Consider the following 23,663-nt stretch of genomic DNA (forward strand, 5'->3'; position numbering starts at 1 on the left):
GCTGGCGGCAATCCCCTCAAGCCCCCTAGAAACGGTTAGGGGGCTTGAGGGGTAGGGGCCGCTCAGACCGAGTCGAGGAAGCTCATCAGCTCGGCCGCGCTGGCCGATCCCAGGTCATCGGCCCTGATGGTGGCCGGTGCGGCGGGGTCCGGGCGGTCGAGGCGCTCCAGCAGCCAGCGCAGCCGCCGGGCCAGCTCGGCGCGGGTCGCACCGTCGACGAAAGGCGACAGCGCTTTTGATTCCACGGATTCGTATTCGGTCAGCAACGGCACCTGCGCCGCGCTGTTGTCATCGAGATCGAGCTGGGCCAGCAAATAGTCGGTGAGTTCGTCGGGCGTCGGATAATCGAATACCAGGGTGGCCGAGAGCCTGATGCCGAACAATGCCATGAGTTTGTTGCGCAGCTCGACCGACATCAGCGAGTCGAAGCCGAGATCCTTGAGAGCCCGGGCCGGGTCGATCGCCGCCGGGTCGGCCTGCCCGATCAGCGCGGCGACCTGAGCCAGGGTGAGCTCCAGCAGTGCCGCGCGGCGTTGCTCGGGCGCCAGGCCAGTCAGCCGGTCGACCGCGGACCCACCGGGGGCGGCGGGCGCCGCGGGCACCTCGGCCGGGGCGAGACCGGCCAGCAGGGGGCTTGGCCGGGCCGCCGTGAACGCGGGGAGGAACCGCGGCCAGTTCACGTTGGCGACCACCAGCTCGGTGACCCCCGGCCCGGCCGCCTGATCCAGCGAGCGCAGCGCACTGTCCACGGCCAGCGGGGCCAGGCCGAGGCGGCGCAACTCCCGCTCGTCGCGGTCGGTCAGCATGCCCCCGCCCAGCCACGGCCCCCACGCCACAGCGGTGGCCGCCTGACCCCGGGAGCGCCGGCGCCGGGCGAGCGCGTCGAGCTGGGCGTTGCCAGTGGCGTACGCGGCCTGCCCGCCGGCGCCCCAGACGCCGCTGATCGAGGAGAAGAGCACGAAGGTGTCCAGCTGCGGCAGCAGCTCGTCGAGCACCAGGGCACCCTCGACTTTGGCCGCGGTCTCGGCGGCCAGCCGCTCCGCGGTGAGCTCACCGATCGGGATGTCGCTGACCACCCCGGCCGTGTGCACCACGCTGCTCACCTCCAGAGTGGACAGCAGGGCGGTGACGGCGTCGCGGTCGGTGATGTCCAGGGCCACCACGTCGGCGTCGGTACCCGCGGCGCGGAGCTCATCGCGCAACTCGATCGCGCCGGGCGCCTCCGGGCCACGCCTTGACACCAGGACCAGCCGGTCGGCGCTGCCGGTGGTGGCCAGCCGCCGGGCGACGTGCCCGCCGAGCCCGCCGGTGCCGCCGGTGATCAGTACCGTGCCCTTCGGCGCCCACGGCCCACCCGGCTGGCTCGCCGGTGCGGGCGAGAGCCGCCGGGCGTGCACGGCACCGTCGCGGATCGCCACCTGATCCTCGCCGCCGTCCGCGGTGAGCACGGCAGCGAGCAGACCGGCCGTCGTCGCGTCGGGCTCGGCGGGCAGGTCGATCAGCCCGCCCCACTGCTCCGGGCGTTCCAGCGCCGCGACCCGGCCCAGCCCCCAGACGCCCGCAGCGGCCACGTCGTCGGCGGTCGCGCCGGTGGTGACGCACCAGACCGGCCCATCCGAGCCGACCTCGGCGAGGGCGTGCAGCAGCTCTTCGGCGGTGCGGGCTGCGATCAGGACGCCGTCGGCCGGGGTGTCCCCGCTCGGGGTGAGCATCGCGGTGACTGCCAGGGGCAGGTCGCCGATGAGCCGCCAGGAGCCGGGCACCGAGGCGGCCGCGGTCAGCGGCAGGCGTTCCCAGCCGACGGTGAAGTGGGCCGCCGGTTCCACGCCACCGGCGGCCTGCAGCTGCGAGCGCTGCACCGAGCGGATGACCAGCGACTCCATGGCCAGCACCGGGTTGCCCGCGACGTCGGTGGCGTAGGCCCGGGCGGTGCCGGCCTGCTCGTCCACGAGGATGCGCATGCGCACCTGCCGGGCGTCGGCCGCCAGCAGCGAGACACCGTTGAACGAGAACGGCAGCCGCACGTCGTCATCGCCGTCGTACAGCGCCCCGGTGATCGGCAGCGCGTGCAGGGCGGCGTCGAGCAGCGCCGGATGGATGCCAAAGCCGGTCGGCTGGCCCTCGGGGAGCACGACATCGGCGAACAGCTCGTTGCCGCGGACCCACAGCGCCTGCACGCCGTGGAAAGCCGGGCCATACTCGTAGCCACGGGCCGCAAGGCCGGGGTAGAACGAGCCGCCGGGCACCTTACTCGCCCCGGCCGGTGGCCACACCGGCTCGGTCCAGCCGGCCGGCAGGTCAGCGGTGCCGGCCCGGTGCGCGGCCAGCAGGCCACCGGCATGCAGGGTCCACTCGCCACCGGGTTCCCGGGTGCGGAGCTGCAGCTCCCGGCCGGAATCCTGGGCGGGCCCGGCCCACACCTGCACCTCCCGGGGCCGCCCGGCGGGGAACACCATGGGGGCGCGCAGCACCAGCTCGTCCACCGAACCGGCGCCGACCGCGCGGGCCGCTTCGAGGGCCAGCTCCACGAAGCCGGTGCCGGGCAACAGGACGGTGTCCATCACCACGTGATGCGCCAGCCAGGGGTCGGTGCCGGGGTCGAGCCGGCCGGTGAGCACGACGCCGCCGCTGCCGGGCAGGTCGGTGCGCTCGGTCAGCACCGGGTGCGCATAGGTGTCGGCGCCGTGGGTCGTACCGGCCGGGGTGGGTTCGCTCAGCCAGTACCGCTCGTGCTGGAAGGCGTAGTGCGGCAGGGTGACCAGGCTGCCGGTGGGGTGCAGGGCACGCCAGGTGAGGGGGGTGCCGTGGTCGTACGCGCGGGCGGCGGCGGTGAGCAGGGCCAGGGTTTCCGGCTGACGGCGCCGGGCGCTGGGGATCGCGTTGTCGAGCAGCGGGGTCAGCGCGGCGTCCGGGCCGATTTCGAGCAGCACGTCGATCTCGGGCAGGCCGTCAATGGCGTCGGCGAACAGCACCGCCTTGCGGGCGTGATCGACCCAGTAGTCGGCGCTGTCAATCGGGTGGGCGGTGTCGGCCGACGGGCTGATCGGGGTGGCCGGGGCGTGGAATGTGAGCCCGGCGAGCACCTCGGTGAAGTCGGCGAGGATCGGTTCCATCAGCGCCGAATGGAAGGCGTGGCTGACCCGCAGCCGGGTGGTGCGGTGCCCGCGTTCGCGCCACAGCTCGGCGATCGCGTCGACATCCTGCCCGGGTCCGGACACCACGACGGCCTGCGCGGCGTTGACCGCGGCCAGCGTGGCGTCGCCGGTCAGCGTCGCGGCCACCTCGGCTGCCGGGGCGTTGATCGCGGCCATGGCACCGCCGGTGGGCAGGGCGCCCATGAGCCGGCCGCGGGCCGCCACCAGCTTGGCGGCGTCGTTGAGGGTGAGCACCCCGGCGATGACGGCTGCGGCGATCTCACCCACCGAGTGCCCGGCCAGCGCGGTGAAGCTGACGCCCCATGACTGCCACAGCCGGGCCAGGGCCACCTCGAACGCGAAGATGGCCGGTTGAGCGAACTCCGTACGAGCAAGCAGATCGTCGTCCTGGCCCCACATCACCTCGCGCAGCGGCCGGTCGAGCAGCGGGTCCAGGTGCGCGCACACCTCGTCCAGGGCGCCGGCGAACACCGGGAAGTCCGCGGCGAGCTGATGTCCCATGCCGGTGCGCTGCGAGCCCTGCCCGGAGAACACGCCCGCCACCCGCCCCGCCCCGGCCGGTACGGACTCAAGCGCACCCAGCTCGCGCAGCAGCTGATCCCGGTCGCCGACGACGGTGGCCCGGTGCGCGAAGGCTGAGCGGGCGTGCATCAACGTGTACGAGACATCGGCCAGCGGTAGCTCGGGATGGGCCAGCAGGTGGTCGCGCAGGGCGTGGGCTTGGGCTCGTACCGCCTCCGGGGTTTTGCCTGACAGCGTCAGCGGCACCGCCGTCGCAACCCAGGCGGGGGGTTGGGTAGTGCAGGCCGGGGTTTCGTATTCCTCGAGGATGACGTGCGCGTTGGTGCCGCTGATCCCGAACGCCGACACGCCGGCGCGGCGCGGATGCCCGGCCGAGGTCCACTGCTTGTTATCGGCCAGCAGTTCCACCGTGCCGGCCGACCAGTCCACCTCGGCGGTGGGCTGCTCGGCATGCAGGCTGCGCGGCAGCACCTGGTGCCGCATCGCCTGCACTGCCTTGATGACCCCGGCGATCCCGGCGGCCGACTGGGTGTGCCCGACGTTGGACTTCACCGACCCCAGATGCACGGGCCGCCCCTCGACCCGGTTCCGCCCGTACGTCGCCAGCAGCGCCTGCGCCTCGATCGGGTCCCCGACCTTGGTGCCGGTGCCGTGCGCCTCCAGCAGGTCGACCTCGCCCGGCTCCACGCCCGCGTCACGCAGCGCAGCCCGGATCACCCGGCGCTGGGCCGGCCCGTTCGGCGCGGTCAGCCCGTTGGACGCGCCGTCCTGGTTGACCGCCGAACCGCGTACGACGGCCAGCACGCGGTGGCCCAGCCGCTGCGCGTCGGACAGCCGCTCCACCACGAGCACGCCGACGCCCTCGGCCATGCCGAACCCGTCAGCCTCAGCCGAGAACGGCTTGGACCGCCCGTCCGGGGCGAGCCCGCGCAGCCGGCTGAACTCGATGAACAGCCCCGGCTCGGCCATCACGGTGGCGCCCGCGGCGAGGGCCAGGTCCGCCTCACCGCGGCGCAGCGCCTGCACGGCCAGATGCAGAGCCACCAGCGCCGACGAGCAAGCCGTGTCCAGCGTGATCGCCGGGCCCTCCAGCCCGAGCGCGTAGGACAGCCGGCCCGAGGCCACACTGGACAGGGTGCCGGTGACGACGTAGCCCTCGAGGTCGGGGCGGGCGCGGTGCGGCGGGGCTCCGTACGGCAAGCTCATGATGCCCGTGAAAACGCCGGTGCGGCTGCCCTTGAGGCCCGTGCCGTCGATGCCGCCGTCCTCCAGCGCCGCCCACGACGTCTCCAGCAGCAACCGCTGCTGCGGGTCCATCGCCAGCGCCTCACGCGGGGAAATACCGAAGAAATCAGCGTCGAAGCCGGCCACATCGGTGAGCATCCCGGCCTGACGTGGATAGAACGTGCCGGGCGTTTCGGGGTCCGCATCGCTGAGCGTCACCAGATCCCAGCCCCGATCGGCCGGGAAATCGGCCACCCCGTCGCGCCCCTCGACGATCAGGCGCCACAACTCGTCCGGCGACTCCACCCCACCGGGGAAACGACAGGCCATGCCGACGATCGCAATCGCTTCCTGGGGATCACCCGGAGCGAGATCCTCATCCGGTACGTCCTCAGCGTCATCGAACAGCACGCGCACAACCTCCCCGGCCACCGCGCTCGGTGTCGGGTGATCGAACAGCAGACCGACCCCGAGCCGTGCTCCGGTCAGCTCGACGAGCCGGTTGCGCAACCCGAGCGCCCCGACCGAATCCACGCCCAGCGACCGGAAATCGCGATCCGGCTCGACGCCGCCGGCCAGCAGCCCGGTCACCATCCGGGTCACCTCGGCCACCCGCTCGTGCGGTGGCAACGGCCGCAGCCGGTCGGCGAGGGTCGGCCCGGCGGCGTCGGCGCTGTCGAAATCCGGCCGGTACGCCGGCAGCGCGACCCGGCCGGCCCCGGCAAGCACCCTGGCCCAGTCGGGCGTGGTCCCGTGCACCTGCGAGTCGGCGAGCGCGCGGACGAAGCGGTCGTACCCGGCGTCGTCGCGGCGCATGGTGTCCAGCACGACCACGTCCCGGCCGGCCTGCGCCGCGGTCTCGGTGATCGACACCGTCAGCACCGGGTGCGGGCTCATCTCGATGAACACCCGGTGCCCGGCGTGCAGCAGCGTCTCGGTGACCCGGGAGAACCGCGCGGTCTCCCGCAGGCTGTCGAACCAGTGCTCGGCGTCCAGACCCGCGGTCTCCAGCGGCTCAGGTGCGGTTGAGCTGTGCACCGGCACGGCGGCCGCGCGGGGCTGGATCGCCGCCACCTCGCTTACCAGGTAGTCGCGGATCGGTTCCATGTGACCGGTGTGCCCGGCGATGTTGATCGGCAGGATCCAGGCCCGCTCGCCCTGCTGCTCAAGCCGGCGCTTCAGTTCGGCGGCGGCCGCGCTGGGACCGGCCACCACCGTCGAGCGCGGCCCGTTCACCACCGCCACGGCCAGATCGAGCTCCCACTCGGTGACCCGCCGGGTGATCTCCGGCTCGGACATCGCCACCGCCACCATGTCCCCGGTGCCCTGCAACCCGGCCAGCGCCTTACTGACCGTGGCGACCAGGCGGCACCCGTCGGCCACCGACAACCCACCCGCCGCGGTCACCGCAGCGATCTCGCCGAAGCTGTGCCCCACCACGGCCGCAGGGGTGACCCCGTGCGCGTTCCACAGCCGGGTCAGCGCCACCATGACCGCGAACAGGGCGGGCTGGATGACCTCGACCCGGTCCATGGCGATCGCGCCGGACAACGCGTCGTTCAGCTCGAACTCGGTCCACGGGCGCAGCTCCCGGGCGCACTCGGCGAGCGCCTCACGAAACACCGGTGCCACCGAGGCGAGTTCGGTGGCCATCCCGGTCCACTGAGCACCCTGGCCCGGATAGACGAAAACCACGCCTGGCCCAGCGTCACCGGCAGCCGGCACTGGGGTGCTTCCGTCGGCCAGCTCGCGCAGGAGCGTGATCGCGTTCTCGCGGTCCATCGCGTTGACGGCAACCCGGCGAGGCCAGACGACCCGGGAGGCGTTCAGGGTGTAGGCGGCGTCACTGAGTCGGATATCTGCTCGGGCTTCCAAGGTGGACGAAAGCGCCCGCGCGTGCGCCCGCAATCCGGCCTCGGTGCGCCCGGAAACCAGCAACGGCGGGACAAACGGCTGCTCACTGAGGGGTGTTCCGCCGGCCGCCGGCGCCGGTTCGCTTCCGGGCCGGGTCACCACCGTGGCCGGTGTCCGACCGGGCCCGGCCGCCACTGCGAAACGCACCTCGCCGGATCGCACTGCCGCCTCGGCGGCCGCAGTAGGGTCGGCGGCGAGACGAACCGAGAGCCCCGCGATGCCGTCGAGCTGCGGGGCGGGGGAGGTGAGAAAGGCGACGACAGGCTCGGCCGCCGACACCACGATCCCGGCATCCTCGAGGGCCGCCCAGAGCAGGGCGGCGGGGACCGCTGCGGCCCCGGCATCCGGCGCGGTACCGGCGACAACGACGGGCTCAAGGGCTTCGGTCATGGATTCCTCAATGTCAGCGGCGGCTCGATCCGACCAGCGAACAAGAGGAATGCGCTGGTGAAACACCCCTAGGCACCCCTGAAAACCCCCAGTTCCCCCTTTGCGCGGGCGCTGTGGTGGCGATCGGTAATGGCCACTTTCAATGTCTGTGGGACTGAGGGGCTCCAACTGCGGCGCCGGGGAGGTGGTCAGAGTCTTTTGGTTGCCCACTGCTGCCCTTTTGATCCTCAGCTGATTATGAAGACTTTGGGCGTGCAGATGTTAACGCCTGTGCGCGCGGGCTCGCCGGGAGTCACGGAGTTCGCCGCCTGCGGCGCGGGTGGTAGCGATTACCGCAGATCACAGCCCTGTCAGGATGGAAGTGCAGCGTGCAGCCGGTCTTACGGGCCAGGTGCGGTAACGGACCGTAGTGTCGCTCATGGACATTCCTTGTATTAGACGTTGTAGTTTCAATCGTGATAGCGTTCCCATTCGTCAAAAGTTCGCCGGCCTGGTGAAAAACGCTTTGTTAACAACGTGTAAAAGCCGAGGTCAAACCCCGGCATCTCTATTGCCGCACCGTTCAGGCAACGTGTTTACCGCAGCCGTCCGCGGCGGTGCTGACCTGGTCAAACCTCCGGAGTTATGGCGGAGGACGGAATTTGGAGTTCTGCTTGCGTAAGGAAGCGGCTGCAAAAGTGGTTTCGATTCAGGCGTTCACCCTGGCGGCGCCGGCGGTGCGCCTCGAGGTCCGCGCCGACGTACGCGGTGACGACCTGATCGTGCTCGCCGACCCGGTGGTCCTGCGCGGCCTGGAGACGGCCGGGATCACCGTGGTCGCCGGTTCCGACGCCTTGCGCCGGCCGGTGCTGGTACGCGCCGCCCGGCGCGCGCTCCCCGACCGGCATCCCCGGATGCTGTTCGCGGGCGCGTCGGCCACCACCGACGTGGCCGCGCTGCTGGCCCCCTCCGCGCGCCTGGCCGACGGTGGTTCCCGCGAGCCGGCCGATGTGGCGGCCCGGCTGGCCCGGCTCGGGCACCGCATGCCCGTGGCGGTCATCGTCGACGAAGCCGCGCTGGACCTCGAGGCTTGCCGAGCGTTCCTGCAAGAGCTCTCGCACCGCATCGCCCCCGACGCCGTCTTCGCCGTGTACGCCTGGCGCAGCGGCATGTCCGAGCACGGCGAGACGCTGAGCCTGGCCCCGCCGGCCAACCGTGCCAAGCTGCGTCCGCTGACCGCCGCCACCGTCGAGCAGATCCTGCGCGGGGCGCTAGCCGGCGAGGTTGACGATGTCGTGCTGGCGCAGTTGCCCTTGGACATCGGAGGCAACGCCAGGCTCGTCGACGCGGCCCTCGACGACCTGGCCGCCGCCGACTCGGTGCACGACTGGATGACCGAGGCCGGTCCCGCGTTCGGCCGGGCCGCGCACCACATCCTGGCCAAACACGATCTGGCGGACGCCGCCCGGGCCATCGCGGTGCTGGGTGACCACTACGACCCGGCCACCCTGAGCCAGGTGCTGGAACTCTCCCTGCCCGGCCTCGGCGCGGTGTTCGATGACCTGATCGCGCTTGCCCTGCTCGCCCCGGACCATACCTTGCGACCCTGGGTGCAGGCCGCGGTGGCCGCCGGCTTGGAACCCGAGGCGATGCGCCCGATGCACCGCCGGGCCGCCGAGGTGCTGCACGCCGAGGGCGCGCCGATGCGGGTCGTGGCCCAGCACCTGGTCGCCACCGGCGAGGCGATGCAACCCTGGGCGCTGGATGTGCTGCGCGATGCCGCCGCGCAGGCCATCGAGTCCCGCGACTTCGACGAAGCCGCCGGCTTTCTGAACCTGGCCCTGGGCTGGACGGCCGGGCGCGACGAACGCGCGGAGCTGCGGGCGCGGTTGCTCGACCTCACCTGGGCGGCACAACCGCGGCGCGTCGGCGAGATGCTCGCGCTGGTGTCGGCCAGTGCCCTGGACGGTCAGCTGCCCGCTCACCGCATTGCCCGGCTGGCCCAGTTGCTCGCCTGGCAGGGCCGCACCCCCGGCGCCCGCCAACTGCTCGACCTGGCAACGGACCGGGCCGGCGACGACCGGGCTGAGGTGGAGCTGGCGGTCAGCCGGCTGTGGGTGCGTCACGTGTTCCCCGAGGCGCCCGCCCTGCCCGGCTCCGACCTGCGCCCCGAGCTGATCATCGGGATGTACCCGTGGCTGCCACGCGCCGTGGCCCTGATGAGGCTGCTGGCCGCGGGGGACACCGAAGCGGCCACCGCCGAGGCGGTCGAGGTGCTGCACCGGGTGCTGCCGCACGAGTCCGACCTGGAAGTCGGTCAGTTGGCCCTGTTCACGCTGCTCTCGCTGGAACGCACCGACGAGATCCTGGCGTGGACCCGGCGCTTTGCGGGTCAGCTCAGCGCCGGTGACCCGCCGCAGTGGCACTCGCTGGTCGCCGCCGCGCAGGCCAAGGTGGCGTTCTGGGCCGGCGACTTCGATACCGCTATCGGGCGCGCCCGCACCGCCATCGACCTGGTCGGCGACCTCGAATGGGGGGTGCTGGCGGCGGTGCCCCGCGCGGTGCTGCTGATGTCGCTCACCGAGACGGGCCGCCACGACGAGGTGGCTGCGGCGTTCGCGGCGCCACTGCCGCAGTGCCTGACCCGCAGCCCGTACGGACTGCTCTATCTGCGGGCCCGCAGCCAGCATCACCTGGCGACCAACGCCCGGCAGTCCGCCGCCGACGATTTCCGCGCCATCGGCGAGATCCTTACCGCCTGGAAACTGGAGGCGCCCGGGCTGTTGCCGTGGCGCGCCGACCTGGCCGAGGCGGCGCTGCGGCTCGGCGACCTCGACTCGGCCCGCCGGCTGGCCCGCGAGCACCTCGACGCGATCCCGGCCAGCGGCCTGTGGAGCCGGGGCCGGGCGCTGCGCCTGCTCGCTCAGGCCCTGCCCCAACCGGAAGGTCTGCCACTGCTGCGGGAAGCCGTCACCCTGCTGGAGAAGCGCGGCGAGTCGCTGGAGCACGCCCGCGCCCTGGACGCCATGGCCCGCGCCTACCAGGAAGCCGGTGAACTGGCCACCGGCCGCAGCGTGCAACGCCGCGCCGAGAAGGTGTCCCGCAGCCGCACCGCCAGCCGCGCGCCAGAACCGGTGAACCCCACCGACCCGGCCCGCAAGGCCCGCCGCGGCCCGCTGTCACGCGCCGAGGCAAAGGTGGCCCGGCTGGCCTCGCAGGGCTACACCAATCGCGAGATCAGCAGCATGCTCTACATCACGATGAGCACCGTCGAGCAGCACCTGACCCGCATCTACCGCAAGCTCGGCATCGACCGCCGCGACGAACTCGACGCCATCTGGGGCACCGGCCCCGGCGTGGCTTAGAACTTGAAACTCAGGACTTGAGGACGCGGTCGGCGACGGTCCGGGCAATCTCCAGCGCGGCGGTCGCGGCAGGGGAGGGCGCGTTGAGCACGTGCACCTGGCCGGGGGCCTCGCGGAACAAAAAGTCGTCGACCAGTGTGCCGTCAGGGTTCAAGGCCTGCGCGCGGACGCCGGAACCGGCCCGCACGATGTCGGCGGGCCCGATACCGGGTACGAGCCTGGCGAGGCTGGCGGCGAACCGGCGCCGCGACAGCGACCGGAGCAGTTCCTCGGTGGCGCTGCGGCGATACTGCCCGGCCAAGCGCCACAGGCCGGGATAACCCGCGGCTGCGGCGAGGTCGCGCACGGAGATGTCCCGCCAGCGGTACCCCTCGCGGCGCAGGGCGAGGACCGCGTTCGGGCCGGCGTGAACCGTGCCGTCCAGCATCCGGGTCAGATGCACCCCGAGAAACGGCAGGGCCGGATCAGGGACCGGGTAGACCAGCCCCCGAACGAGGTGGCTGGCCTCGTCGCGTAGCTGGTAGTACTCGCCGCGGAACGGCACGATCTGAACGCCCGGCTGGATCCCGGCCATCCGGGCGACCCGGTCGGCCTGCAGACCGGCGCAGTTGACCAGGCGTCCGGCCCGGATCACCCCGCCCGGCGTGTCCACCTCCAGCTCCCGGCTGCGGTGCTGACGGATCGCCGTGACCGGTGTCGCGAGCCGCAGATCGCCGCCGCCCGCGGTGAGTTCGTCCACCATCCGGGCGCAGATCCCCGGATAATCGACCACCGCGGTGGAGGCGACATGCAGGGCCCGCACACACGCGACATGCGGCTCGAATTCTGCCGCCTGCGCCCGGTCCAGCAGCCGAGCCTGAACCCCGTTGGCTGCGGCCCGGGTAGCCAGCGCGGTGAGCCGGCCCACCTCGCCCGGCTCGGTGGCCACGACAAGTTTGCCGCAGACCTGCACGGCGACACCGTTCTCGCGGGCGTAGGCCACGATGGAGCGGTTGCCGTCGACCGCCAGCCGCGCCTTGGCCGAACCGGGCGCGTAGTACACCCCGGCGTGCGCGACCTGCGAGTTGTGCCCGGTCTGGTGCGCGCCCCAGCGGTCCTCCTTCTCGCAGACCGTGACGGGCGAACCCCGGGTCATCAGCTCACGGGCGACGGCCAGCCCGAGGATGCCACCGCCGATCACCACCACAGATTCGCCCACGGCCTCGGCTTTCGTCATGGCCTTACCGTAAGCGGCCGGTTCAGCTCGGCTTGAGCATCAAGTCGCGCTGCGGTGCGGGGGCCTGACGCAGGTTGCGGACGGCGGGGATGCACAGCAGGACCGCGCAGCCCAGTACGCTGATGACCGCCGAGATGCCGAGCATCCGCTCACCGCCGACGAAGCGCATCATGACCCCGGACAGCGCCTGACCGATCGGCAGGCTGCCGTTGGACCCGAACACCTCGTACGACGTGACCCGGTTGAGCACCTCCGGCGACACCTGGGTCTGCACGGTGGTCTGCCACATGACCCCCCAGAAGGCCCAGGCCAACCCGTTGACGGCGGCGGCGACGAGCAGGATCGTGAACGAGCCGCGCAGCGCGATGGCCAGCGGCAGCAGCGCGTAACCGAACATCGCGACGGCGCCCGCGGCGAGCGGCCGGATCGGACGCACCCGCAGGGCGATCAGGCCCCCGATGATGGTGCCGGCGCCGATGGCCGACTGCATCCACCCGTAGGCCGGCGCGCCGAGGCGTTCGCTGATGAGCACCGACCCCAGCGGCACCAGCGGTCCGATCAGGACGATCCCGTACGCCGCCCAGACCAGGATGACGCTCCACATCCACGTCCGGGACCGGAACTCCTGCCAGCCCACGCTGAGGTCGCGCAGCATGGTGGAACCGGCGGTCGCGGTGACGGGTGGAAGCCGGAGCAGCGCCAGGCACACGCCGCTGATGACGAAGGTGGCCGAGTCCACGACGTACACCGGGGCCGCGCCGAACAGCCCGTACAGCAAACCGGCGGCGGCCGGGCCGAGGAGCTGGGCGAACGAGTACGCCACCTTGATCACCGCGTTGGCGCGGTGCGGGTCCGAGGACACCAGCGGCACCATGCTGTTGACCCCGGGCTGGAACATGGCGGCCGCTGCGCCGCTGACCGCGGAGCACACCACCAGCAGCCACAACGACGGCGTGCCGACGAAGAAGGCCGCCGCGATGGTGCCCTGGGCGAACAGGCGGACCACGTCCGCGCCGATCATCAGCGGGCGGGCGCTGAACCGGTCGGCCAGGACCCCGCCCAGCAGGATGCAGCACAGGAACGGAATCATCCACGCCGCGAGGGTGAAGCCGACTCCGGTGGAGCCGTAGACCGCGCCGATGGCCAGGGCGGAGGCCACGGTGAACATCGCGTCACCGAATACCGAAACCGTTCGGGCCACGAAGAAATAGAGGAAGTTACGGCTCCAGAGCATGCCCTACCCGATCACGCCGGGCGAGGGTTCGCCAACCGTGGAGCGGACGCTGTAACCGTTTCACGGGACGCGCGCGGTCTCGGTGCGGGCACTGCGCCGGCGGTGTGCCTGCCGTTGAATCTTGGCCTCGAGGCTGCAACCCTCGCCGCACCAGCGGCGGCTGTGGTTCTTGCTGACGTCCAGGAAAAGACCCCGGCAGCCGGCCTCGGCCGCGCAGAGTTTCACCCGGTCGAGCGGGCCCGTGAGGAGCAAGTGGACGGCGGAGATCGCCACCGGCCACCAGACCCGGCCGGGAGTGTCGCCGTCGTACTGCCAGGTGAAGGCGGTTGCGCCCGGTGCGAGCCGGGCCTGCGTGGTCGCCTCGGCGTAGCGGGCCTGCAGCAGGGCCAGGGATCCGCCCGGGACGGGGTGGTCGTGCGCGATCGCGGCGAAGACCTCGAAGATTGCCTCGCGCAACTCGATCGCGGTGGCGAACACGGCGCCGGCGGCAGCGGGCGGGGCCGCGGTGAGCCGCTGGGCGGTGGACGGGCCGGTCAGTCCGGCGTAGTGCGACCAGTCGACCAGGTCGGGCCAGGCCGGCAGCAGCTCGATGGCGTTGGCGGTGGCACGGCCGTCCAAAGTGTTGGCGAAGTCCAGGCAGGGGAGCCCGCCGTACAGCTCGCCGTACCGGGTGGGAAAGCTCGTCCCGGACATCTGATCCCCCTCAAAGGTGTTTGGGTAGCATCATCTGCGGTATGTTGCTACCGAAGCAAGCTTAGCCCGCATCAGCGAAGGGAGAAGTCGATGTACGAGCTCGCCCTGGTTCCCCTGGTCGACGGCACGTCACCTCGGCTCATGACCTCGGCCCTGCCGGACAGCCCGGTGGTCGCGGCCCCGGCGCCCGGCCGGATCCGGCGCCTCGCCGCCGGAGCGCTGCACCGCATCGCCACCCGCCTCGATGGTCCCGGGCGCCCGCCCGTCCCACGACGCCGGCCGGCCAATCACTGGGGCGACGCCCGGGTCTGAGCGCGGGCCGGGTGGGGTGACGTCCGCCTCATCGCTGTTTGACCGTTCTTCTCTGGGGCACTCTGGCAACACCCCGACAGGTTTGGAAGGACGCCTCGGTGGAAATTGATGCTCTTCTGGCCAGCGTCGAGCGCAGGGCTCGGTTGCACGGGCGCCGCGAAAGCCTTCGTGTGGTCAGCGGGGTGACCGGTGCCCTCACCGACGTCCTCCCACCCCGCGCCGCGGAACTGCTCGCTCCGCACCTGCCCACCGAGATCCTCGCCCGGCTCGACGGCCGCCTGCGCCTCGAGGCCCCGGCGACCTGCCGTGCCTTCCTCGGCCGGATCACCTCGATCCTGTACGTGGACCAGCCCGACAACGCGTTCCTGGCGCGCGTAGTCATCGAGCAGCTCAACGCGTCCCTGCGGGTGATCAGCCCGGCGGCGTTCGCCCACCTGGTCGCCCCCGACCTGCGCCCGCTGCTGCGCTCCGGCCGGCCGGCTCTCCCGCGCACCCCGGTTCGCCCGGAAGCGCTCACGGCCCAGGTGCGGGTGCCGGCGGTCGTCCCGGCGCAGCGCACCCAACTCGCCTGATGACGGCGGGGCGGGGGCTGCGCCGATCTACCCGGATCAGCGCAGGCTGAGCCGGAAGGTTCCCTCCCGGGAGCCGGTGAGCGTCTGGGTGTACTGCCTCAGATAGGTGTCCAGAAACGGTGACCGGTCGCCCTGGGCCGGCACGTCGGAGCGCGGGTTCTGCAGCGCAAGGTTCAGCCGCGCCTGCGTGACCCGGATCGTATTGCCGCTGGGGGTGTCCAGCCAGCTCCCGCTGCCGATCGTGCCGATCTGCACGCCGAGCTGATGACCCGCCTCCAGGGTCCAGTCGGTCGCCTTGAGGTCGAACGCAACCCGTCCGGCCCGTTCGATCAGCGCCACGTTCTCGTCGAACATCACCGCGGTGCCGTCCGGGGCAACATCCCACAGCCGCACCATCACGTTGCCGGAAGCCCCGGCCCGCAGCGAGATCCGGGGAGTGGCGGTGATCCTCAGCCGCTGCCGTACCGGGGTGGACCAGGTGACGTAGCCGCCTGCGGGCGCCGGTGCGAGGCTGCGGGCGGTGGGCGGGAGGGGATCGGTGGCGTGCTCCATGTCCCACTGCTGACCGGCCGGGGCGGCCAGCGCCGAGGGGCCGCCGGTGTCGACGTACCGTCCGTCCTGCAACCTCGCCGTGGTCGTGGACGACCAGATGGGCCACGCCGGTTGCGCACGCCAGCGGCCGGTGTTGTCCTCGAGGGCGAAGGCGGGGTCGTGCACGGCGGGCTGGATGCCCTTCAGATAGCGGTCGTAGAGGCGCATGACCTCGTCGAAGAAGCCGGCGCGACCCTGCAGCAGCTGCCCCTGGTTGGTTTCGTTACCGCGTACGTGCTCCCACTGGCCCATCCAGCCGCGCTCGGTGCCGCGGTGGTTGGCAAGGTATTCCTGCACGTCCTCCGGCTTGGTGTTGTTCTCGATGAAGCCCTGGGTGATGAACAGCGGGGTGTTCGTACCCTTGGCCTGGGCGGCCAGGTTGCGGGCGCGCCAGTAGCGCGAGTCGAGATCGGGGTTGTTGTTGTTCGTGAGGTTGTCCGCGAGGCACTCGGGGTGGCTCTGTTCGTACGCTGCGTTCGCCCGGTAGTGCTCGGAGTCGTCGGGCAGTTGCGCCATCGTGGCGATGCCGTTGTAGGCGTTCGGGGTGCCCGTCACATTGGGCCGGGGGACGCCGTTGCTGAACAGGTAGTTGTACATGTTCCACACCGGCTCCTGGGCGACGATTGCCTTCAGTGCTCCCAACCGCAGGTTGTTACCGACCAGACCGGTCACCGCATCGTACGACTTGCCGTACATGCCGACCTTGCCGGTGGACCACGGCCGGCTCGCCACCCACTGGATCGCCGCCTTCACGTCAGCCTGCTCGCCGGGCCCCACCCAGTCCAGGCAGCCGGTGCTCCCACCGAACCCGCGCAGGTCCACCATGACGTACGAGTACCCGCGCGCGAACAGGTCGGTGCCGCTGGTGAAGTCCTCGAACCGGTTCGACGGCCCGGTCTGGGGAAACCCCTGCGGTCCGGTCTGACCCGCGTGGCTGAAATAGGGGCCGACCGCGAGGATCACCGGCGTCCGGGCGTGGGCGGGCAGGTGCTCCGGCCGCAGGACGTCGGCGTGCAACTCGACCCCGCTGTGGTCCGCTGACGGGAAGTAGGCTTCCGTCCACACTGCGCCCTGCGGAACGCGGGGATTCTCCGCGTGGGTGATGCCCCGCTGAAGTCCCGGCGGCGCGGCGGAAGCGGCGGACGCCGTCCCGAGCGCCACCGGTGCTGCCAGCATGATCAGCGCGCCGGTGGCGGCTGCGATCTGCCTGCTCAAGTTCATCCGGACCTCCCCGAGTCACATAGATTAATCTCTCTCGATCTGACGCTAGCGTGTCGCGGCGCTGGGAGGGCCCCCTTTCGGTGGATGTTTCTCCGGCCTGGTCATCCACTGTGGTGACGCCAGTGAGGGCGAGACCCGGGCATTATGGTGACCTGCCGGCCACTGTCGAGGACAGACGCTGCGGTCCCACGACCATGACGGCCTTCACCTGAGCGGTTCCCACCAGGTCCGGTTGACGCGGTACCACTCGACCGTGGCGGCCAAGCTCCGATCAAAGGTGTGCCGCGGGGCGTAGCCGAGTTCGCCGGCCGTTTTGCTGTCATCGAGGCGGTAACGGCGGTCATGGCCGAGGCGGTCCGCGGCTGGGCGTATCAGGTCCGCAGAGGCTCCGCAGAGCTCCACGAGTTTCTCGGTGAGCTCACGGTTGGACAACTCGGTGCCACCGCCGACGTGGTAGACCTCGCCGGGCCGTCCCTTGAGCCGGACCAGTTCGACGGCCTCGACATGATCCTCGACGTGCAGCCAGTCCCGGCGCTGGCGGCCGTCGCCGTAGAGCGGCACAGGCCGGCCCCCCAGCAGGCTGATGATGAACGAGGGGATCAGCTTCTCGGGGTACTGGCGAGGGCCGTAGTTGTTGGAGCAGCGGGTGATCCTTACGTCCAGGCCGTAGGTCCGGTGGTAGGCCAGCACCAGCAGGTCGGCGGCGGCCTTGGCGGCAGCGTAGGGCGAGGTCGGGCACAGCGGGGCGGTCTCCGGCCAGGCGCCCTCCTCGATCGAGCCGTAAACCTCGTCGGTGGAGATGTGCACGAACACGGCCTGTCCGCCGTGGTGACGCCGGGCCGCGTCGAGCAGGTACTGGGTGCCGAGCACGTTGGTCCGCACGAAATCGTGGGGCCGCGCGATCGACCGGTCGACGTGGGTTTCCGCAGCAAAATGCACGACTGTGTCGTGGGCTGCGACCAGGCGGGCGGTCAGCACGGGGTCGCACACATCGCCGTGCACGAAGGTCAAACGGCGGTCGTGCTGCGCTTCGGCGAGGTTGGCGCGCCGCCCGGCGTACGTCAACAAGTCCAGCACGGTCACTCGCAGGTCGCGATCCCCGGGGTCGGCGAGCAGCCGGCGTACGTAGTGCGAGCCGATGAACCCGGCGCCGCCGGTGACCAGGACCCGCTCGCCGGTCATGCGGGGCTCCCGGCGTACAGCGGGGCGTAGCGGCGTACCAGGTCATCGAGGTCGTCGTTTGTGCCCTCGGGCAGGCGCAGACCGGGAAGCAGGCGGTGCAGTTTCGCGACTGACACCGTCACTGCCGCCGGTGGCCGATCGGCGAACTCGATGTCCACGGGGCGAGCGAGCGCCGACTCCAGAGCAGCAACAACATCCAGCACGGGGTACGGCCGCCCGGTCGCGATGTTGATCACCTCGCCGCTGACGCCCGCCTGCACCAGGGCATCGACGACTCGTACCACGTCGGCGACATCGATCAGATCGCGGGCCGCGTGCCGGTGCACCAGAACCGAACCGGATTGCACCGCGTGCACCATGGCCGGGAAGAACTGGTGCGACCGCTGATACGGGCCCGCCGCGTGGCTGAGCCGCAGGATCAGCCAGGCCACACCGCTTCCGGCGATGAGATGCTCGATGCGCAGCTTGTGGCGGCCGAACGCGGAGGCCGGGCAAACCGGACCGTTCTCCCGCGCGGGAGAACGGGTGCTGCCATACAGGGCGTGCGAGGCCGTGGAAAAGAAGATGACGGTACGGCGGTCCTGACGGCATTCGCGTACCACAGCAGCGACCAGGTCGGCCTCGCGGTCCAGTTCAGGCCCGGTCGCCGCGGTGCTCGAGGCTCCGGCGGCGATGGCGACCACGCCGCGGTGCCGCCCGGCCAGGCCGGCCAGGTTGCGGGCCAGGAAGCCGTTGCCGACGATGTCCATGCCCGGCTACCAGAACAGGGTTTCGAGCTCGCCGAGCACCTCGTCGGACAGCTCCAGGCGCAGGCTGGTCAGGGCGCCATCGAGGTGCTCGCGGGTGCGCGGGCCGATGACCGCCGCATCGACGCCGGGCCGGCTGAGCACCCAGCCCAGCGCCACGTCGGCCGGTGAGTGACGCAGTTTGCGGCACAGATTCTCAAAGCGTTCGACCGCGGTGCGAACCCGGGGCAACGTCACCTGGGCGCGTCCCTGCGCGGACTTGACCGCCGTGCCGGCCACCATCTTCTCCAGCACGCCGGCGAGCAACCCGCCGTGCAGGGGTGACCACGCTACAACGGCCATCCCGTACGCCGCGGCCGCCGGCATGATCTCCGCTTCCACGTGCCGGTCGACCAAGTTGTAGAGACACTGCTCGGAAACCAGGCCGACACCGCCCCGGCGGATCGCGCGTTCCTGGGCCGCCGCGATGTTCCAGCCCGCGAAGTTCGACGAGCCCACATAGCGGATCTTGCCGGCTCGGGTCAGCACCTCCATCGCCTGCCACACCTCCTCCCAGGTGGTGTGCGGGTCGACGTCGTGCATCTGGTAAAGATCGATCCAATCGGTGCGCAGGCGCCGCAGCGAATCGTCGCAGGCGGCGATGATGTGCCGGCCGGACAGACCCCGGTCGTTGGGCCAGTCGCTCATGGGATGACAGACCTTGGTGCCGAGCACGATCCGGGAACGGCGGTCACCGCCGAGGGAGAACCATTCACCCAGCAACTCCTCGGTGAACCCGCGGTGCCGCTGCCATCCGTAGTCGTTGGCCGTGTCGAAGAAGTTGATGCCGGCGTCGAGCGCGGCATCCATCAGCTCGAAGCTTTCCTTCTTGGACGTTCGCACACCGAAATTCAAGGTTCCCAGCACGAGCCGGCTGACTTGCTGGCCACTGCGACCCAGATAGACGTAGTCCATACCTTGGTCAGCTCCCTTGAGTCGCACAGCCGCCGAGCAGTAGCGCAGCCATTGACCGTCGTCGCGTATGGCTATCTAATACTAAAGCATGGGGATCGACGTCCGCAGCGATGTGATGGCGTGGTTCTCGGCGGTGCGTGCCCAGTCGCAGATGGACGTACGGCGCACCGCGCTGACGTCGTTGCCGGGGTGGCGCAGTGACCCGCACACCGGCGACCTGCGCCATGACAGCGGGCGTTTCTTCGCCGTCTCCGGGCTGGCTGTATACGAGCCCGGTGCCGGCCCGGCACAGTTCGAGCAGCCGGTTCTCGTTCAGCCGGAGACCGGGATTCTGGGTCTGCTGAGCCGGGGGACCGGTGCCGGCCGGGAGTTCCTGCTGCAGGCGAAGGCCGAGCCCGGTAATCGCCACGGGCTTGAGCTGGCGCCGACCGTGCAGGCCACCCGCAGCAACTACCTGCGGGCCCATCACGGCCGGAAGGTGCTGTTCGCCGAGCTGTTCCGCGGAGCCCGGCAACCCCGGCTGGTCGATGTCGCGCAGTCCGAGCACGGAAGCTGGTTCTGGCGCAAGCGCAATCGCAACATGATCGTCGAGAACGTCGGCGAGATCGACGCGCCGGGAACGTACCGATGGTTCTCCCTGGCCCAGATCCATCGCCTGATGCAGCTCAACGATGTGGTGAACATGTCCGCGCGCTCCGTGCTGTCGTGCCTGCCGCCCGCCCGGCCGGCGCCCCGGGCCACCCATCCCGGCTCCGAACTGCGGGCGTGGCTCACCGACGTGCGCCGCGGCTGCCCCTTGTCGGCCACCGCCGTACCGCTGCGGGCGCTGACCGGATGGCGCCACGACAGCCACCGGATCCACCGTCCAGGCGATCCGCTGTTCGAGATCATCGGGGTGGAGGTGCGGGCGGTGGGGCGCGAGATCGATCGCTGGGCGCAGCCCATTCTGCGGCCCGTCGCGACCGGCCTGGCCGCTTTCCTGGCAGTGCGGCGGTACGGCGTGCTGAACCTGCTGGTCCATGCCCGGTTCGAGGCGGGCCTGCCCGGGCGGGTCGAACTCGCGCCGACCGTGCAATGTGTGCCCGAACGGGCGGCAACCCTGCACGCGGCCCGGCGCCCGCCTCATCTTGACGCCGTGCTGGCGGCCGGACCGCGGCGGCGGCTGGTCGAGGTCACCTTGTCCGAGGAAGGCGGGCGGCTGTACCACGCCCGCAACCGGTACCTGGTGGTCGAGGTGGATACCGCGGTGCCGGAAACCGAGCACTACCGCTGGATGACCCCGCACCAACTGCTGCATCTGGTGCGGCTGGGCGGATGCGTCAACGTGCAGGCGCGCACCCTCATGGCGTGCCTGCGGGCCTGCCCCGATGCCGGAATCGACTGACCGATCTTGGAGGAGTCACCCGTGTCGAGCAAGACGTTTCTGTCCCTGGCATCCTGGCCGGAACCGGGGTCGCTGGACGGCGGCACCCACCCTGACCGGCGGCATGCCGGCGCGGCCGGGACCGCCGGTGCCGGACGTGACCGGCGGCCGGTGCAGCGGTCCGATGATGATGACCACGCGGGTTGCGGCACACCGGCGGGACGGATGCCGTGACGCTTCGCCTCGTGCTGGCCGCTGCCTCGACGACGACAGCCCCGGCGGCGGCCATGGCCCTGTCCGCCGTAGCCGTCGTCTCGTCGCTGACCGCCGCGGGTCTGACGTTGCTCGGTGGCAACCGCAGCGACGATGACCCGCCCGAGACCCGGCTGACGCACCGCGGCACCGCGCTGGCCGCGGGTGCGGCATGGCTGCTGAGCGCCGGCGCGACCGGCCGGTGGTCGCCGCTAGTCGTGCTGCTGGCTGTTGTCGTCGTCGTGCTGGCCGGTGACCGCCGGGTGTCCCGCCGGGTACGCCTGATCGCAGCCGCGGCCACGGCCGTCATGCTGGCGCCCGGTGTCACGGTGCTGCACACCGGCGGCGCAGGACGGGCGTGGCAGATCGCCGGCGCAGCCGAACCCCTCGCAGCCGCCGCCGTGCTGGCTGCCGGTGTAGCCACCACGGTGCTGACGGGAGCGTCAGCACGCGTTGACCGCGCGCGGCTGTGGCGCTTCCTGCACGCTGCCCTGGCGCTGCTGGTTCTCGGCGCTGCCGCCTGCGCCGTTCTCGTGCTCAGTGACGACACCATCCGCCCATGGCTCGCGGGGCCGGCCACGGCGGTCGTCGTGACGCTGGGCGTGGCCCTCGCGGCTGTGGCCGCGGCCGTACTGGTACGACGCCCAGCAACCCCGGCCGCCGCCATCCTCGCCGCTGTCGTCGTCATCGTGGGCATGTTGGTCAACCGTCCCGCGGCTACCCGGCTCCCGGAGCCCGCAGCCACCCCCGTACTCCGCCACCTCACCTCGCTTCCGGGCGCCCCGGCGGTCCTGGTGGTGCCCGGACGGCCCGGTGTCAACGTCGTTCACCTGCTCACCGCGGGCGCGCAAGCCGGCACTCGTGCCGATGCGCTGATCGCGACGGCAGCGCGCCCCGGCGCCGGCGCCGGCTGGGCCGAGGTCCGGCTCGTTCCCGGCCGCAACCGCATCTGGTTGCGGGCGGCCGGCGTGCTGACGTCGATCGACCTCGACGCCGGGGAGGCCGCTCCCGCCGCCACGGTAGCCGCCGATCTGCCCGAGTGCGCCGCCACCGTTGCGGGCGGCTTGATCGCGGGCCGCTCCGTGCCGTGGCGGGGTTGCCCGGACGAGCAGCTCGCGCCGGCCGACGTCCGGGCACTGAATGCCACGGTGGACTTCCTCGCCGGCCGTGACGTGCCGGCCATCGCGTTGGCCAGCGACACCAGCCCGCGTGGCGTGCAGGCAGCCGCTGCGGTCCGGGCACGCGCCCGTGCCGCAGGGGTCCGGATCACCGGTCCGGGCGACTCCCGGGTGCCCTATCTGCTGACCTCCGGCTGGTCCACGGCCGACGGCATACTGCGGCGGGTGGCGGCCGACGTGCTGCCTGCCCAAGGCGTCTACCTGGCCCCCTGGCTGCTCAGCGCGGAACTGCTCGACGTGCCGGCCGGTCAGGTCACCGGTCTCGACTTCGACCCCGGCAGCCCGGCCGCACACGCCTATCTGACCGCCCTGCACGAGGTCTTCCCCGAAGATCCTGCCTGCACCGGCGGTTACCGCTCGTTCGCCGGTGCCGAAGCGGCGGATCCGACGCCCGTACGTCTGTTCGCGAGTTCCCGCCTCGTGATGCCCGGCATGGACGGCCACGGCGGCACCCAGCGCTGGCTGCCGGACGGTGCTGTCACGGCGGTGACCGGACCGCTGGGCTGACCGGCGCTCACGACACGGCCACGTCGCTCACCCGCACGGGCGGCATCGCCACGCGGGTTGGCACGTCCGTCCACTCGCGGGGCAGCGCGGGCACGGTCCGGCCGGTCTCGGTGATGCGGGACAACAGCTCGACCGGGCTCTCGTTGAGGCGCACGTCGCGTACCGTGCCGGTCACCTCACCGTCCTCGACCAGGTAGACGCCGTCACGGGTCACCCCGGTCAGCATGAGCTTGGCCGGGTTCACCTCGCGCAGATACCACAGGCAGGTGACCAGCAACGCCCGGCGCGTGCCGCGGACCATGTCCTCGAGGCTGCCGGCGCCGCGAGCGCCGTCCATCACCAGGTTGCCGATCCAGGGCGTGAGAGGAGCCCGGCAGATCCGCGCGGAGTGCCTGGTCTGCACGAGAGCGTTCAGCACGCCGTTGTCGATCCATCGGGTCGGTGCCAGCGCCACGCCGGTGTCGAAGACGCTGCCGAGCGAGCCCGGGGAACGGACCACAGTGAACGGCCGGCAACCAAGCCCGGGTTCGGCCGGGTCGCTGCGGACGGTAATCGGCAGATCGGTGAGCCGCTCACCCAGCCGCGTACCGCCGGGGGAGGAGAAAACGCTGATCCCGTCGAGAGCGTCCTGCGCCCCGGCGGCGAGATAGAAGCGCACCATCAGGTCGGCGACGCACGAGGGTGCCAGCAACAGTTCGTAGCGCCCGGCCGGTAGTTCCACCTTGCGGCGCGCCGAGTCGAGCCGGTCGGTCAGTGCCTGATGGCGTTCCCGCAAGCCCAGCGCCGCCACGTCCACGCCTGCCGCACCGGTCCACGCGGCAGCGTCACCGTCCGGCTCGCGCACGGAAAGATCAAGCAGCGCGGACGTTGAGGTGTGCGTGCGGTGCAGGCCCGCCGAGGAGACCACTTCAGTGCTACGAACACGTTGCTGGGCGAATCCGTACGAGGCGCGGCGGGGGCCGGTCAGTTGCTGGAGCGAGTCCGCCAGCTCGCCGGCCACCGAGCGGAGCGCCGCCCCCGCCGGCTCCATCGCCACCGCCGCAAGGTCGCCGGCGGGCCCGCCGGCACCCGGGAGCAACGGTTCCCCGCCGGG

14 protein-coding genes are annotated in these 23,663 nt (G+C 71.5%); 5 read left to right on the top strand and 9 right to left on the bottom strand.

Annotated features, from left to right (window positions below):
- Positions 1 to 62: 62 nt before the first annotated feature.
- Positions 63 to 7,205, bottom strand: coding sequence for a type I polyketide synthase (locus TFC3_RS11295; RefSeq protein WP_067498997.1), 7,143 nt, complete (start codon positions 7,203 to 7,205; stop codon positions 63 to 65).
- 677 nt (positions 7,206 to 7,882) lie between these two features.
- On the opposite strand from TFC3_RS11295, the gene TFC3_RS11300 reads away from it, so the two are divergent.
- Positions 7,883 to 10,549 carry a LuxR C-terminal-related transcriptional regulator gene (locus tag TFC3_RS11300; RefSeq protein WP_067498999.1) on the top strand — a complete coding sequence of 889 codons (2,667 nt, stop codon included), beginning with the start codon at positions 7,883 to 7,885 and terminating at the stop codon, positions 10,547 to 10,549.
- A gap of 10 nt (positions 10,550 to 10,559) precedes the next feature.
- Here TFC3_RS11300 and lhgO read toward each other — a convergent pair whose 3' ends face one another.
- Genes lhgO through TFC3_RS11315 form a run of 3 tightly spaced genes read right to left on the bottom strand, consistent with a single transcriptional unit; the run spans position 10,560 to position 13,692 of the window.
- Entirely contained in the window at positions 10,560 to 11,765 is a 1,206-nt protein-coding gene (gene lhgO / locus TFC3_RS11305; RefSeq protein WP_067499001.1) for an L-2-hydroxyglutarate oxidase, read from the bottom strand.
- 22 nt (positions 11,766 to 11,787) lie between these two features.
- Positions 11,788 to 12,999 carry an MFS transporter gene (locus tag TFC3_RS11310; RefSeq protein WP_067499002.1) on the bottom strand — a complete coding sequence of 404 codons (1,212 nt, stop codon included), beginning with the start codon at positions 12,997 to 12,999 and terminating at the stop codon, positions 11,788 to 11,790.
- A gap of 60 nt (positions 13,000 to 13,059) precedes the next feature.
- Positions 13,060 to 13,692, bottom strand: coding sequence for an ABATE domain-containing protein (locus tag TFC3_RS11315; protein ID WP_067499004.1), 633 nt, complete (start codon positions 13,690 to 13,692; stop codon positions 13,060 to 13,062).
- A 90-nt stretch (positions 13,693 to 13,782) separates the two neighbouring features.
- On the opposite strand from TFC3_RS11315, the gene TFC3_RS11320 reads away from it, so the two are divergent.
- Positions 13,783 to 14,004, top strand: a complete 222-nt coding sequence (locus TFC3_RS11320) for a hypothetical protein (protein WP_067499006.1) — start codon at positions 13,783 to 13,785, stop codon at positions 14,002 to 14,004.
- Between the two features lie 98 nt (positions 14,005 to 14,102).
- Entirely contained in the window at positions 14,103 to 14,576 is a 474-nt protein-coding gene (locus TFC3_RS11325) for a DUF2267 domain-containing protein (protein WP_067499007.1), read from the top strand.
- Between the two features lie 36 nt (positions 14,577 to 14,612).
- Here the strand turns inward: TFC3_RS11325 and TFC3_RS11330 are convergent, their stop codons facing one another.
- The 4 genes from TFC3_RS11330 to TFC3_RS11345 all read right to left on the bottom strand — a co-directional run bounded on the left by TFC3_RS11330 (position 14,613) and on the right by TFC3_RS11345 (position 19,270).
- A complete protein-coding gene (locus TFC3_RS11330) occupies positions 14,613 to 16,388 on the bottom strand; it encodes a CocE/NonD family hydrolase (protein ID WP_067499009.1) in 1,776 nt (591 codons plus the stop codon).
- A 204-nt stretch (positions 16,389 to 16,592) separates the two neighbouring features.
- Positions 16,593 to 17,570 carry a dTDP-glucose 4,6-dehydratase gene (gene rfbB / locus TFC3_RS11335; protein WP_067499011.1) on the bottom strand — a complete coding sequence of 326 codons (978 nt, stop codon included), beginning with the start codon at positions 17,568 to 17,570 and terminating at the stop codon, positions 16,593 to 16,595.
- The gene (locus tag TFC3_RS11340; RefSeq protein WP_067499013.1) at positions 17,567 to 18,319 is read right to left on the bottom strand and encodes an NAD(P)-dependent oxidoreductase; all 753 of its coding nucleotides are present in this window, start codon (positions 18,317 to 18,319) and stop codon (positions 17,567 to 17,569) included. The genes rfbB and TFC3_RS11340 overlap by 4 nt, the downstream gene beginning before the upstream one ends.
- Positions 18,320 to 18,325: 6 nt before the next feature.
- On the bottom strand, positions 18,326 to 19,270 hold the full coding sequence (locus TFC3_RS11345) for an aldo/keto reductase (RefSeq protein WP_067499015.1): 945 nt from the start codon (positions 19,268 to 19,270) through the stop codon (positions 18,326 to 18,328).
- 88 nt (positions 19,271 to 19,358) lie between these two features.
- Here TFC3_RS11345 and TFC3_RS11350 point away from each other — a divergent pair, with 88 nt between their 5' ends.
- Together TFC3_RS11350 and TFC3_RS11360 are read left to right on the top strand one after the other, a co-directional pair.
- Positions 19,359 to 20,654: an NDP-hexose 2,3-dehydratase family protein gene (locus TFC3_RS11350; protein ID WP_067499017.1), complete on the top strand. Its 1,296-nt coding sequence runs from the start codon at positions 19,359 to 19,361 to the stop codon at positions 20,652 to 20,654.
- 209 nt (positions 20,655 to 20,863) lie between these two features.
- Positions 20,864 to 22,570, top strand: coding sequence for a hypothetical protein (locus tag TFC3_RS11360; protein ID WP_153040189.1), 1,707 nt, complete (start codon positions 20,864 to 20,866; stop codon positions 22,568 to 22,570).
- Between the two features lie 7 nt (positions 22,571 to 22,577).
- Here the strand turns inward: TFC3_RS11360 and TFC3_RS11365 are convergent.
- Positions 22,578 to 23,663 (bottom strand): metallopeptidase TldD-related protein (locus TFC3_RS11365; RefSeq protein WP_067499022.1); only part of this gene is annotated, 1,086 nt, incomplete at its 5' end.

Origin of the sequence: Actinoplanes sp. TFC3 (genome assembly GCF_001553785.1) — a bacterium.
In the GTDB taxonomy this organism is placed as follows: Bacteria; Actinomycetota; Actinomycetes; order Mycobacteriales; family Micromonosporaceae; genus Actinoplanes.

Excerpts from the sequence above, each read along its gene's own strand:
- TFC3_RS11295 (WP_067498997.1), bottom strand. The coding sequence starts at position 7,205 with ATGACCGAAGCCCTTGAGCCCGTCGTTGTCGCCGGTACCGCGCCGGAT.
- lhgO (WP_067499001.1), bottom strand. The coding sequence starts at position 11,765 with ATGACGAAAGCCGAGGCCGTGGGCGAATCTGTGGTGGTGATCGGCGGT.
- TFC3_RS11310 (WP_067499002.1), bottom strand. The coding sequence starts at position 12,999 with ATGCTCTGGAGCCGTAACTTCCTCTATTTCTTCGTGGCCCGAACGGTT.
- TFC3_RS11315 (WP_067499004.1), bottom strand. The coding sequence starts at position 13,692 with ATGTCCGGGACGAGCTTTCCCACCCGGTACGGCGAGCTGTACGGCGGG.
- TFC3_RS11320 (WP_067499006.1), top strand. The coding sequence starts at position 13,783 with ATGTACGAGCTCGCCCTGGTTCCCCTGGTCGACGGCACGTCACCTCGG.
- TFC3_RS11330 (WP_067499009.1), bottom strand. The coding sequence starts at position 16,388 with ATGAACTTGAGCAGGCAGATCGCAGCCGCCACCGGCGCGCTGATCATG.
- rfbB (WP_067499011.1), bottom strand. The coding sequence starts at position 17,570 with ATGACCGGCGAGCGGGTCCTGGTCACCGGCGGCGCCGGGTTCATCGGC.
- TFC3_RS11340 (WP_067499013.1), bottom strand. The coding sequence starts at position 18,319 with ATGGACATCGTCGGCAACGGCTTCCTGGCCCGCAACCTGGCCGGCCTG.
- TFC3_RS11345 (WP_067499015.1), bottom strand. The coding sequence starts at position 19,270 with ATGGACTACGTCTATCTGGGTCGCAGTGGCCAGCAAGTCAGCCGGCTC.
- TFC3_RS11350 (WP_067499017.1), top strand. The coding sequence starts at position 19,359 with ATGGGGATCGACGTCCGCAGCGATGTGATGGCGTGGTTCTCGGCGGTG.